Source organism: Thalassotalea litorea, from assembly GCF_043642205.1.
GTDB lineage: Bacteria > Pseudomonadota > Gammaproteobacteria > Enterobacterales > Alteromonadaceae > Thalassotalea_A > Thalassotalea_A litorea.
Genome location: NZ_JBHZSG010000065.1, coordinates 1 through 12,433, shown reverse-complemented (window position 1 = coordinate 12,433; position 12,433 = coordinate 1). Strand labels below are relative to the sequence as shown.

Genomic DNA, 12,433 nt, shown 5'->3' with positions numbered 1-12,433 from the left:
TTGGAGCGGCTAACGAGACTCGAACTCGTGACATTCACGTTGGCAACGTGATGCTCTACCAACTGAGCTACAGCCGCTTATCTTTAAGTTTACACGTTTTTCTATTACATCCCAAATTGAGAAGAAATGGTACCCGGGGCCGGACTTGAACCGGCACGTCCGTTAAGACGAGGGATTTTAAATCCCTTGTGTCTACCAATTCCACCACCCGGGCAGAATGGAGGCGGGTCCCGGAGTCGAACCGAGGTCCACGGATTTGCAATCCGCTGCATAGCCACTCTGCCAACCCGCCTTTTCATCAACAAGTTGGTGATGTATTTCCCTGAAAAAATTGGAGCGGCTAACGAGACTCGAACTCGTGACATTCACGTTGGCAACGTGATGCTCTACCAACTGAGCTACAGCCGCTTTCCTGTGTTGACTCCCTGTCAACGGATGAGCATTCTACATCGAATTTATTATGAGTCAACAGTTAAATTTCATTTTTCTACTGACTGGTTAAATAACAGCTAAAGTGCTGATTTTTTAACTCAAGAATCACTTTATTGGTTAATTTTTACCACTTAATTCCGGCCAGGAGGCCTTAAGATATTGAAACATGGAAATAAAGGCGAAAAAAGTCGCTAATCCATAAAATGCCCAGGCTGCCCACATTACAATCATCGCTGGCACATCAAACAAGATTAATGGAATCGGATAGTCCGGCTTCCAGATTAGTCCCATTAGCGCCAACATTTGGCACGCCGTTTTCCATTTACCAAGTGAAGATACGGCAACACTGTCCCGTTTTCCTAAATCGGCCATAAACTCGCGCAGCGACGAAATGACAATTTCACGACTGATCATAATCAGTGCCGGCACCGTTACCCACCAAACCTGGTAATCCGCAACGATGAGCACTAACGCCACAGTAACCATCAATTTATCGGCGACCGGGTCGATAAAAGCACCAAACTTACTCGACTGCTTTAATCGCCTCGCCAGATAGCCGTCCAGGGCGTCGCTAATGGATGCTAGCCAGAACACAAACGCGGCGCCAAAGTGTGACCAGGAGACCGGTAAATAGAATACGATTATAAATACCGGTATCAATACAATACGAAACAAGGTTATTTGATTAGGGATAGTCCACATAATTCTTATTAATCAGGAATTTTTCACTATTCTACATTAAAGGGATCAGTTGTCATGCAGGCTTTCAAAAATATTTTTTGCAAGATCCATACTTACCCCCGGAACTTTCGCCAACTCTTCGATGCTGGCCTTCTTTACTTCCTGTAATCCTCCCAGGTATTTGAGCATTGCCTGACGCCGTTTGGGACCAATACCTGGAATATCTTCTAAACTGGATTTTTTGCTGGCCTTAGCACGCTTTGCCCGGTGGCCTGCAATCGCAAATCGATGCGATTCATCACGTATGTGTTGCACCAGGTGTAACGCTGAAGACGTCGGTTCAAGAGAAATTAATTGATGAGAGCCTGCCATAATCAAGGTTTCTAAACCCGGCTTACGTGATTCACCTTTAGCAACCCCTACTAACAAGGGGGTTTTGGGTAGTTCCAAGTCATTAAAAAATTGCTCTGCCCTGCCCAGCTGGCCCTTGCCGCCGTCAATAAAGACGATATCGGGAAACTTATCTTCTGCACTCAACTTGCCATAACGCTTATTTAACGCAAACGACATCGCAGCATAGTCATCGCCAGGCGTAATACCCAAGACGTTATAACGACGATAGTCACTTTTTAACGGTCCCTCGGTATTAAAAACTACACAAGAGGCTATCGTTTGCTGCCCCATCGTATGACTAATATCAAAGCATTCAATGCGTTCTATAGGCGTCGATAAATCAAACACGTTATTTAGTTGTTCAAACCGAGCCTGCATTGACTCCTTATGTGAATTTCTAACACGAAGTGCCGTTTCAGCATTGGTAGAGGCCAGTGCCAGATATTTTTTGCGCTCGGTCCTGACATTACTTAAGAGCTTTACGTCATAGCCAACCTGTTTTGATAATAACGATTGCAACGCGTCTCCTTCGGGGACCGCAATTGGCAGGATAATCTCTTTGGCAATATTACCTTGTTCTGGGCTCTGTCCCAGGTAATGCTGAGTAATAAACGCTTCGATGATGTCTGTATCTTCGGTATCTGCAGGGATGCTGGGGAAATAGCTTTTGCTACCGAGAATTTTTTGATCGCGAATAAATAATTGATGGATGCAAGCCTGGTTCTTTATTCGGAAAAAGCCCAGTACGTCCAGCTCCGCAGCCATACCAGACACAAATTGCTGTTGCTGCACTTTTCTTAACGTTGCGATTTGATCGCGATAACTGGCCGCTTGTTCGAAATGTAGTTCCTCACTGGCTTGCTCCATTTTAGTCACTAAATTAGCGATAACCTGATCATTCTTGCCCCGCAAGAACATCTTTGCCAGCGTTACCTGCTCGGCATACTCTTCATCACTAACTTTACCAACACAAGGCGCTGAACACCGTTTTAATTGATATTGTAAGCAGGGTCGGGATCTCGCTCGATAATAGCTGTCTTCACATTGCCTAATAGGAAATAAACGCTGCATTAATCGCAGACTTTCCCACACGGCACCGGCACTTGGAAATGGCCCGAAATAATCGCCTTTGTATTTCTTGCCGCCCCGATGTGCGCCAAGTTTGGGGTGTTGATGATCGGTTATCAAAATGTATGGATAGGATTTATCATCTCGAAGCAGAATGTTGTATTTGGGCTGATACTTTTTTATGTAGTTGTTTTCAAGTATCAGGGCTTCGCCTTCAGTGTGTGTCACCGTGACGTCTATCGCACAAATTTGCGAGACTAACGCCCGGGTTTTTGTCGAACCCACGTCTTTACGAAAGTAGCTACTAAGACGCTTTTTAAGGTTTTTGGCCTTACCGACATAAATGACCGTCGAGTTGGCGTCATACATACGGTATACGCCACTCTGTTCCGTAGTTACTTTAAGAAACGCTTGATAATCGAAAGTGTTCGATTCACTCATGGGTTAAAGGGCTTCGCTGCTAACCAGGCCATAACGAATGGCCAGATGGGTCAACTCGACATCATTGCTGACAGATAATTTTTCAAACATACGATACCGATAACTATTAATGGTTTTACTACTGAGGCTCAGTTGCTCAGAGATATCTGTTACTTTCTCCCCTCGCGTGATCATCAGCATGATTTGCAACTCACGCTCCGATAACGCATTAAAAGGATTGTCATTGTCCGAATTAAACTGGCTTAACGCCATTTTTTGAGCAATGGAGGCAGGTAGATACCTTTGTCCGGCATTGACCGCCTTTATCGCCTGTACCATCTCATCACATCCCGCACTCTTTGATAAAAAGCCACTGGCACCAATTTGCATAACTTTGGCCGGATACGGATCTTCAACATGAACCGTCAATATTATGATTTTACAATCCGGTACGTATCGGAGAATTTTTTTAGTCGCTTCCAAGCCACCAATGCCGGGCATGTTCATATCCATCAAAACCACATCGGGTTCGATTTGACGACAAAATTGCACCGCTTCTTCACCGGTTGCAACTTCTGAAATAACTTTAATGCCTTTCACATCTTCTAAAATTCGACGGATCCCTGTACGCACCAGGTCATGGTCATCAACTAATAACACCTTAATCAAGGCTTTCTCCTTTAGGTCTTAAATGTATTATTGATTGTTATCAACTAAGACTATCAGTTTCCCGAACAATTGAGCACTACAAATTATTTTTTTGCAGCCACTTGCTCAACAAGCCAATCTGGCCATTCTTATACGCGGCATAAGTTAATCTCAACGCATTGGTCAAAATTTTGCTATCGGTCCAATCCGTCTGTTCACTTATAAGCTCATAACATTTCAACGCTTCATCGTTGAGATATCCGCGTACCTCTTTTTTACCCAGGTTTTTTTGTCGTTCGCGATAACGCTTTTGTTTTTCAGCATTAGATAAAGGCGTTTTCTTCTTCGGACCTTCACCTTCCGCCAATTCTTTAAGTGCATCATCAATATTGTCTGGAGTCGCCATTGCTATACCCTTTGTCATTTTTACCCATGGTTACGCATAACCAATAAAAAAGCAACAATATGAATATTTTTGTTGTCTAGTGTACGCCCGTTCGCTAAAGTAGCCTCAAGTTTTAGTGTACACGTGTACACTGAGGTCGGAGGAGTTGGTTTTTTCATCATTTGTTAAAAGCCTGGCTCTTACTGCCCTTTCCTGATTTTCATTACATTTAGGGGTTTTCAATAAGCACTATGGGACAACAACATTCCTTTGAAAAAAACGATTTAATTAAAGCTGGTACTGGTGAACTTTTTGGTGAAGACAATTCAAAATTGCCTTCGGATAATATGTTGATGCTAGATCGCATTGTTTCAATTAATGATGACGGTGGTGAGTATGGCAAAGGCGAGATTATTGCTGAATTGGATATTAATCCGAACCTTTGGTTCTTCGATTGCCATTTCAAAGGCGATCCTGTCATGCCTGGTTGCCTGGGTCTTGATGCAATGTGGCAGTTAGTTGGTTTTTATTTAGCTTGGTGTGGTGGCCCTGGTCGTGGTCGAGCTCTGGGTGTAGGTGAAGTTAAGTTTACCGGTCAGATTCTTCCTACCGCAAAAAAAGTGACGTATAAAATCGTCATGAAGCGGGTAATTAAACGTAAGTTGTTTATGGGAATTGCCGATGGAATCGTTGAAGTGGATGGTAGAGAAATCTATAAAGCGACCGATTTAAAAGTTGGTTTATTTACGGATACCTCTAAATTCTAACCAAGTCTTGGTTATTTAATATAAAAAGGAGAGCTATTGCTCTCCTTTTTTGTATGTCGTTAGCGATCCGTTTATCTAAAACAATTTTCGACGACGGATAAAGGTTAATAATCCAAGGCCCGCTAACCAAAACAGATTCAAACCAGCGCCCTTGCGTTCAACTTTGTCGTCTTCATCGCCACAATCTTCGATTTCACCAGCAATTGGTCGAAGGTAAACCGCCCTAAACACGTCTTCAAGAATTTCGTTACCACTATCATCATAAACCAATTCTCCTTTCGCATCACGCAATGGCTGTTTCATGAGCGCCGTTGCTACTATTTCATTAGCATTGTTGATATCTCGAGCTTCAACGATTAAATACGGCGAGTCGCAACTTAATAAATCATTGATGTTGGAAAATGTATCTGTATCAATGTTATACATAAAGCCAGCTCTTCGACGTGGATTATTAGTATCAATATGAGTCTCGTACTCGCCTTCGCCGACAATTATATTATTGTCGTTAATAGAGAAACCAATGCTGGAAGAACCAGGAAAGAAGTCGTCTATTAGTGTCGTTTCTATATTCTCTTCGTTCGTATCAGCGAAAAATACCTTAGTACGAGGTGTACCATTAACGTATTTTGTCATGGAGCCCGTCATAACCCCATTGTTATTTATCGCTAATCCGGCAGAGGTTAGAAACTCGCTTTTATCTGTAAACTCTATAACTTCTTCGTTTTTAAATACCGCAGCAAAATAACCATACCTTTCAAATTCATCGGGTTCAGTAACATTGTCATCTAACCAGGCAGCTGTTGAGCCTACCGCGACACCTGAATCATTGATAGCGTTTGCAATACTATTAATTCCAGTACGTAAATCATCTGGATTTCTATTATCATCAACAGCAGTTCCTAACAATTTAGGGTCTGCTATCATTTCACCGTCACTATCCAATTCCCATATAATGGCACGTTGTTGATAAATCGTACTTTTTTCTCGATATATACAAATTTCCTGGGGAATACTCGTTTGCAAATTACCATTTGGTTCACCTTCAATCTCTTCGAGAATACATTTCGTTTCAAGATCTTCAAGTTCATCTTCATTGATGGCGACTGAACTGCTACCAACAACTTGTCCATTAACGTTCACATCGTAAATTTGTGAAACCCCGCCATATAACGCCTCGAGAGGCTCTAATTCAACAACTTTACCGTCAATATATATAAATCCGCGTTTATTGAATTCATTTACCCAATATTGAACGGGCTCATCATCCTCATCAGCGTCTTCGGGAAGAAACGGAGGCAAGGGTAGAAATGGGGCTGACGAATGGCCAAATATCCACCCTTTATCAGATATGCCAACTGGTGTTTCAAGAGTTGAACGCGTTTGCTCTCCACTTGAAGCAAAATTCTCGTCAAATATAGTAATTGGTTGTGAAAACATTCCGTCGAATTTAAAGACGAACGTATCTCCGACATATTGACTGGTTGTGATCCCCTGGCTTCGCAACCAAGCAACCGTCCACCAAAGAGCATTGGCGTCAGGGTTTCCGGCTTTAAGGTCTTCAAACTCCTGGTCTGTTATCTCATACGCGTAAAGATAACCTTCATGGTTACTCTCAGCAAACGATAGAATTGAATCAAAATCACCTTCGTCAAAAAGATCAAATTGAACAGGAAAGTTGTACGAACCATTGCCGTAAACAACGGCTTGCCCCAGGTTGTTCTGCTTTATACCAAAGGTGTTTTTTACCGTATCGACTAACCCAAGATCAATAACTTCATAGGTTGCTGCCTGAACTGATTGAGCAAATAGCGCAGTGGTCACCCCTAAGGTGATCAGGGATTTACATAAGGTTTTCATTAACTACTCTTCTCTTGAAATTCTTCTAATTCTTGCCAACGCTCATAGGCATGCTCTAACGCAGATTCCTGCGTTTGCAATAATTCAAGTATTGGCTGGGTAATGGAACTGTCTTGGTTGAAAAAATCAGCGCTATTGATCTGCAATTGCAACGTTTCTACCTCACCTTCCAGCTTTTCGATTAAGGCTGGTAAGGCTTCGAGTTCACGTTTATCCTTATATGATAACTTGTTATTCGTTTTTTTAACCGGACTTGTTTTTACTTTAGTATTGGCTTTGATGTCAAATTGTTTCTTTTGTTCCGCTTTATCTTCTAAATATTTCTCAACATCAGAATAACCACCAAAAATTTGGTTGATTGTACCACTACCATCAAAGTAAAGGCATGAATTCACACAATTATTAACAAAATCCCGATCATGACTCACCAATAAAACCGTGCCGGGATAATCATTGACAACCATTTCCAGCAATTCCAGGGTTTCAATATCCAAATCATTGGTAGGCTCATCGAGGATCAGTAAGTTACTGGGTTTTAAAAATAATTTCGCCAATAACAATCGATTCCGTTCGCCGCCAGATAAGGCTCTGACTGGCGTACGAGCTCGCTTAGGACTAAATAGAAAATCCTGTAGATAACCTAACACATGGCGAGTACGCCCGTTAACCGTTATTTCCTGTTTTCCTTCTGCAACAGCATCCTGCACCGTTTGATTAACGTCCAACTGCATGCGATGTTGGTCAAAATAGGCGATTTCCAGATTCACACCTAAACGCATTTTACCCTGAGTATTTTCTAACTGTCCGGTAATTAATTTAAGCAATGTCGATTTACCGGTACCATTGGCACCAATCAGTGCAAGCTTTTCCCCTCGGGTTATCAGAAGGTCTAGATCACGTATAATACGTTTTTCACCAAAGGAAACGCCAATTCCCTGCCCTTCAAAGACCATTTTGCCGCTATTATCGCCTTTGGCAAATGTCATTTGCCCTTGTTGTTTAGTGTCGCGCCGTTGGTTGCGCTCTACCCGCAATTTCTCCAAAGCGCGGACACGACCTTCATTGCGTGTCCTTCTGGCTTTGATCCCTTGCCGGATCCACGTTTCTTCTTCCGCAAGCCGTTTATCAAACAACTGATTTTGTTGTTGCTCTACCTGTAAATCATGCTCTTTCATTTCCAGGTATTTATCATAGTTCCCCGGGTAACTTCTTAGGATGCCTCGATCTAAATCCACGATCCGATTCGCCATCGAGCGAATAAATGCCCGGTCATGACTAATAAAAATTATCGTGCCATTAAAACCTTTTAAGAATGATTCAAGCCACAGTACACTATTGATGTCCAAATGGTTGGTAGGTTCATCGAGCAGCAAAACGTCCGGGTCTTTCACCAACGCCTGAGCCAGAGCAATTTTCCGCAACCAACCTCCGGATAACGAGTTGACGCTGTCATCTGCATTTAGCGCAAGTTTACTGAGCACTTGTTCAATGCGTTGTTCGTCCTGCCAGGCATTGTTTTTCTCCAGCTTCCCCTGAATATCGGTCAAACGCGCCAGGTTTTTCTCGGATGGATCTTTAGCCACAACTGCGGTTAACTGGTGGTATTCCCGTATGAGTTCACCGTTTGCTTTTAGTCCATCGGCTACGTAGTCAAAAATCGTTTGTTCAGACGTTTGTGGTGGATCCTGTGCCAACATTGCCACAGTAATCTCATTGGAAAACACAAGCTGACCGTCGTCCAGCAATATATCCTGATTGATAATTTTCAATAGCGACGATTTACCAGCCCCATTGCGCCCGACTAAGCAGACGCGTTCACCGGATTTAATGCGCAACTCAGTGTTGGCAAGAATCTTATCGTCGCCAAACGCAAGTTCAGCGTTTGTTATTCTAATAATTTCCATTGATAAACTCGTTTAACTGCTCGAGATCAAAAGGCCAGCCTAAAACAGTGCTGCGGCCTTCTATTTCAATAACAGGTATTGTTAATTTGTATTGCTGTAACCACTTAGGGTCATCAATAATATCTCGATATACCAGTTGTTCTTGTTGGATACTCTGACTTTGCTCACATAAAGACATTGCCATTTCACACAGGTGACACCCTTGAGTGCCGTATAGATAAATTTTATTCAAACTAAGATCTGTTTTTCATAATATCAATCACATTAAATTATTGCTCACTCAGTGAGAATTCAAAGGCTTTTAGGCAAGCCTTTGATTACAGAGAATAGTCGCTCCATTATCTCAAAATCGGCCAAAATCAGTAACGCAGGATAAATGCCTTTAAAACTCATCCGTAGGGAGTTTATCTTAAGGTCCATTTACGGCCCTATATTTCATATATATAGAATGACTATATCAATGAAATCTATGTTGTAACTGAACCTCTTCCCTAACTCTGAGTTATGCACAAACTTAATGTGATTGGTATAAGTTAATGTGAAGCGAGCTTTTGAGAGCTCGCCACTGCTTTCATCGTAAACGGCGAATATCGCTGCTTGAAAAAGAAAACCGGGCCTGCCTCGCAATTACTGTCCGAAGCAGTCAATGTTGTCTGTATTGACAGATGGACATCATTTTACGAACATTCTTGTACAATTTAAACATGGCTACAGAACAAAATATGCTGTTAAATACGGGTAATTATCCAGCTATTGTGAATGTGCTTATTGCGTTTAAAGTCCATATCTCGCGTTTGTTCAGTAATGTCTTTGGCGTGCAAGCCTAACGCCTCCAAAGCGTTGTGATCCATCTTGAACTGACGTTTATTATTGGTGAATATCAGCTCACCACCTTCGGCGACGGCTTTCATTCCCAACCTAATCAAATCGACATGATCCCGCTGTACATCAAAGGTTTTATCCATACGTTTTGAATTGGAGAATGTTGGTGGATCGATAAACACCAAATCATATAGCGTTTGATTTTTTTCCAACCACCCAAGACAATCCGACTGTTCAAATCGATATTTATGAGAGCGCAATCCATTTAACTCAAAGTTAGCTTGCGCCCAATCCAGGTAGGTGTTTGACATATCAACCGTAGTCACGTGTTCCGCCCCTGCGATGGCGGCCTGAACCGACACAGAACCGGTATACGCAAACAGGTTTAACAGGCTCTTACCGACAGCCTTTTTAGCAACAAGTTGGCGAGTCTTTCGGTGATCAAGAAATAAACCGGTGTCCAGATAATCCCAAAGGTTTACTTTAAAACGAGCATTGTATTCCTGAACGATCATTGAACGGTCAGTTCTAGCCAGACTTTGATACTGATTTTTACCCTTTTTCTTTTCCCTCACTTTCAGCGACACTTTATCCGGGGAAACATTAAGCACCTGTGGCGCCCAGAAAATGACTTCCTGTAATCTAGCTGCGGTTTTAGATTCTTCGATATTTTTAGGCGCTGCATATTCATGAATCACAATGTGATCATCATAGACATCGACTGCAACGTTGTATTCTGGAATATCCGCATCATAAACGCGATAACAATTAACGGATTGCTGTTTGAGCCAGCCTTTTAGGCCTTTAATATTCTTTTTCAGGCGATTCGCAAACGCACTGGGCTGGCTGGTATCAATTTCTACACCGGCGCCCCGCTCTGCTTGTTCAGCATTAATATCATAAAGGGCCAGCACACAATCCAATGGTCCATTTTTAAACTTATAACGTTTATGACTCGCGAGTTTAAGTAGTTTCAACGTTTCAGGATTACCGGTGATAATGGCCATTTGCCAGTCGATAAAGTCTAGTTTTAGTCGTTGGCCAATTTTGGTAAACGAAGCGACTAGTTCTGGCAATGAACCAATACGTTCTCCATAAGGCGGATTAAAGATAATCTGTCCTGGAGTATTGAACGGGTTTTGCAAGTCTTCAGCATTACCGACCTTAAATTCCACATAATCCGATAATCCTGCATTGCGGGCATTGGCTTTGGCCGTTTTTAATACCCGCGCATCAATATCAAAGCCATAGACTTTGCTATTGAGCATCGCTAACTGTTGCTCATTTCTAATTTCTTCTTCTGTTAGTATCGTTTGCCACAAAGCTTGTTGGTGTCCGTGCCAACAATCAAAGCCCCATACCTCGCGATTCACACCCGGGGCAAGATCAGCGGCCATAGCAATGGCTTCTAACAAAATCGTCCCTGAACCACACATAGGATCAATCAAAGGTTTTTCTGGATTTTCTAACCAACCGCTGCGCACAACCAAGGCCGCCGCAAGGTTTTCCTTTATAGGCGCAGAACCGGTGTGTTCACGATATCCACGGTTAAACAAAGAACGACCAGAAAAATCCAGATAGAAATAGACTTGATTTCTAATCAGACGAGCTTGAATCCGTATATCTGGATGAGACTTTTCAACGTTAGGGCGTTCTAATCCTGCTTCCCGAAACTTATCAACGATGGCATCCTTAACCGTAAGCGCGCCAAACTGTGAATCACGAATCGCCTTATTTTTGCCGACAAAGTCAACCGCAAATAACGCGTCACTATTAAAGTGTTCAGGCCAGGAAATTTCAAGCGCTGCATTATATAGGTCTTCCTTTGACTGAACGCCAGAAGGTTCCGTGAGTTGCAATAGCAGACGACTGGCCAGCCGAGTTTTCAAAACAATGCGATACGCATTTTCAATATCCGATTGGAAATATACGCCTTCAGGCTTTTGAACAACCTGATGGCCGCCAAGAGATGTGATTTCTTCGGCAAGTAACGGTTCAATTCCAAAGGAGGTTAACGCTAAAAAATTTTGCATAATAAATATCGAGGGAGATCATTGCCGTGGATTATAAACAAAGACAGTGTTTTTGTCCTGACTGAATTATGAAATCCACGACTAATGTCGTTAAAATTCATGAAAAAAATCTTGCTTTCGAGTAATAAAACATCACCTTGAACATTAAACATGCAAGATTACATTTTGTTATAAAATAAGTGTGGTTAACGCTTGCATTGTTGCGGAGCAATCCTTATAGTACGCTTCGTTTTCAGGCGCGGGATGGAGCAGCCTGGTAGCTCGTCGGGCTCATAACCCGAAGGTCGTCAGTTCAAATCTGGCTCCCGCAACCAATTTCCTTTGTATTTTTGTATATATGGATGTGTAGGAATTCTGAATATGCGTATTAAACAACTGACTCGTCAGTTCGCTAATGCAAAATCAGGGCTCCCGCAAACAATTTCCTTTGTATTTTTGTATATAAGGAAGTGTAGGAATTCTGAATATGCGTATTAAACAACTGACTCGTCAGTTCGCTAATACAAAATCAGGGCTCCCGCAAACAATTTCCTTTGTATACTTGTATATATGGAAGTGTAGGAATTCTGAATATGCGTATTAAACAACTGACTCGTCAGTTCGCTAATGCAAGCTCAGAGGTCCTATATGCAATTTTCTTTTAAAGAGAAAAACAGTATACTGAAAACGTAATTCAGGCGCGGGATGGAGCAGCCTGGTAGCTCGTCGGGCTCATAACCCGAAGGTCGTCAGTTCAAATCTGGCTCCCGCAACCAATTTCCTTATCAAATAGGAAGCGTAGGAATTCTGAGTAAGTGTATTAAACAACTGACTCGTCAGTTCGCTAATACAAGATCAGGGCTCCCGCAACCAACTTTCTTATCATAGAGAAAGCGTAGGAATTCTTTTATGACAGAATTAAAACAGTTATAGGCTTTCTTGGTAGTATCTTATCAAGTCATTCGGACGCGGGATGGAGCAGCCTGGTAGCTCGTCGGGCTCATAACCCGAAGGTCGTCAGTTCAAATCTGGCTCCCGCAACCA

9 protein-coding genes and 7 tRNA genes are annotated in these 12,433 nt (G+C 42.3%); 4 read left to right on the top strand and 12 right to left on the bottom strand.

Annotated features, from left to right (window positions below; all coding sequences use genetic code 11):
- Window position 1: 1 nt before the first annotated feature.
- From ACHUFQ_RS16410 to ACHUFQ_RS16375, 8 genes are all read right to left on the bottom strand, one after another.
- Window positions 2-77: transfer RNA gene (locus tag ACHUFQ_RS16410), tRNA-Gly, on the bottom strand.
- Window positions 78-127: 50 nt separating this feature from the next.
- A tRNA-Leu gene (locus ACHUFQ_RS16405) sits at window positions 128-214 on the bottom strand.
- 4 nt (window positions 215-218) lie between these two features.
- Window positions 219-292, bottom strand: a tRNA-Cys gene (locus ACHUFQ_RS16400).
- A 40-nt stretch (window positions 293-332) separates the two neighbouring features.
- Window positions 333-408: transfer RNA gene (locus tag ACHUFQ_RS16395), tRNA-Gly, on the bottom strand.
- A 141-nt stretch (window positions 409-549) separates the two neighbouring features.
- Window positions 550-1,134: a CDP-diacylglycerol--glycerol-3-phosphate 3-phosphatidyltransferase gene (pgsA, locus tag ACHUFQ_RS16390; RefSeq protein ID WP_394176927.1), complete on the bottom strand. Its 585-nt coding sequence runs from the start codon at window positions 1,132-1,134 to the stop codon at window positions 550-552.
- Between the two features lie 45 nt (window positions 1,135-1,179).
- On the bottom strand, window positions 1,180-3,015 hold the full coding sequence (gene uvrC / locus ACHUFQ_RS16385; protein WP_394176926.1) for an excinuclease ABC subunit UvrC: 1,836 nt from the start codon (window positions 3,013-3,015) through the stop codon (window positions 1,180-1,182).
- A gap of 3 nt (window positions 3,016-3,018) precedes the next feature.
- Entirely contained in the window at window positions 3,019-3,663 is a 645-nt protein-coding gene (gene uvrY, locus ACHUFQ_RS16380; RefSeq protein WP_394176925.1) for a UvrY/SirA/GacA family response regulator transcription factor, read from the bottom strand.
- A 76-nt stretch (window positions 3,664-3,739) separates the two neighbouring features.
- The gene (locus ACHUFQ_RS16375) at window positions 3,740-4,048 is read right to left on the bottom strand and encodes a hypothetical protein (protein WP_394176928.1); all 309 of its coding nucleotides are present in this window, start codon (window positions 4,046-4,048) and stop codon (window positions 3,740-3,742) included.
- A 230-nt stretch (window positions 4,049-4,278) separates the two neighbouring features.
- Here ACHUFQ_RS16375 and fabA point away from each other — a divergent pair, with 230 nt between their 5' ends.
- Window positions 4,279-4,794: a bifunctional 3-hydroxydecanoyl-ACP dehydratase/trans-2-decenoyl-ACP isomerase gene (fabA, locus tag ACHUFQ_RS16370; protein WP_394176924.1), complete on the top strand. Its 516-nt coding sequence runs from the start codon at window positions 4,279-4,281 to the stop codon at window positions 4,792-4,794.
- A gap of 75 nt (window positions 4,795-4,869) precedes the next feature.
- On the opposite strand, the gene ACHUFQ_RS16365 is transcribed toward fabA, so the two are convergent.
- The 4 genes from ACHUFQ_RS16365 to rlmKL all read right to left on the bottom strand — a co-directional run bounded on the left by ACHUFQ_RS16365 (window position 4,870) and on the right by rlmKL (window position 11,410).
- Entirely contained in the window at window positions 4,870-6,651 is a 1,782-nt protein-coding gene (locus ACHUFQ_RS16365; protein WP_394176923.1) for a DUF3466 family protein, read from the bottom strand.
- Window positions 6,651-8,555: an ATP-binding cassette ATPase Uup gene (gene uup / locus ACHUFQ_RS16360; RefSeq protein ID WP_394176922.1), complete on the bottom strand. Its 1,905-nt coding sequence runs from the start codon at window positions 8,553-8,555 to the stop codon at window positions 6,651-6,653. Before uup ends, ACHUFQ_RS16365 begins: the two co-directional genes overlap by 1 nt.
- The gene (locus ACHUFQ_RS16355) at window positions 8,542-8,787 is read right to left on the bottom strand and encodes a glutaredoxin family protein (protein ID WP_394176921.1); all 246 of its coding nucleotides are present in this window, start codon (window positions 8,785-8,787) and stop codon (window positions 8,542-8,544) included. The genes uup and ACHUFQ_RS16355 overlap by 14 nt, the downstream gene beginning before the upstream one ends.
- 496 nt (window positions 8,788-9,283) lie before the next feature.
- Window positions 9,284-11,410: a bifunctional 23S rRNA (guanine(2069)-N(7))-methyltransferase RlmK/23S rRNA (guanine(2445)-N(2))-methyltransferase RlmL gene (gene rlmKL, locus ACHUFQ_RS16350; RefSeq protein WP_394176920.1), complete on the bottom strand. Its 2,127-nt coding sequence runs from the start codon at window positions 11,408-11,410 to the stop codon at window positions 9,284-9,286.
- A 237-nt stretch (window positions 11,411-11,647) separates the two neighbouring features.
- Here rlmKL and ACHUFQ_RS16345 point away from each other — a divergent pair.
- The 3 genes from ACHUFQ_RS16345 (at window position 11,648) to ACHUFQ_RS16335 (ending at window position 12,433) form a co-directional block, all read left to right on the top strand.
- A tRNA-Met gene (locus tag ACHUFQ_RS16345) sits at window positions 11,648-11,724 on the top strand.
- Window positions 11,725-12,088: 364 nt separating this feature from the next.
- A tRNA-Met gene (locus ACHUFQ_RS16340) sits at window positions 12,089-12,165 on the top strand.
- Between the two features lie 191 nt (window positions 12,166-12,356).
- Window positions 12,357-12,433 (top strand) — tRNA-Met (locus tag ACHUFQ_RS16335).

Coding starts and splice junctions, on each gene's coding strand:
- pgsA (WP_394176927.1), bottom strand. CDS start 1,134: ATGTGGACTATCCCTAATCAAATAACCTTGTTTCGTATTGTATTGATA.
- uvrC (WP_394176926.1), bottom strand. CDS start 3,015: ATGAGTGAATCGAACACTTTCGATTATCAAGCGTTTCTTAAAGTAACT.
- ACHUFQ_RS16375 (WP_394176928.1), bottom strand. CDS start 4,048: ATGGCGACTCCAGACAATATTGATGATGCACTTAAAGAATTGGCGGAA.
- fabA (WP_394176924.1), top strand. CDS start 4,279: ATGGGACAACAACATTCCTTTGAAAAAAACGATTTAATTAAAGCTGGT.
- ACHUFQ_RS16365 (WP_394176923.1), bottom strand. CDS start 6,651: ATGAAAACCTTATGTAAATCCCTGATCACCTTAGGGGTGACCACTGCG.
- uup (WP_394176922.1), bottom strand. CDS start 8,555: ATGGAAATTATTAGAATAACAAACGCTGAACTTGCGTTTGGCGACGAT.
- rlmKL (WP_394176920.1), bottom strand. CDS start 11,410: ATGCAAAATTTTTTAGCGTTAACCTCCTTTGGAATTGAACCGTTACTT.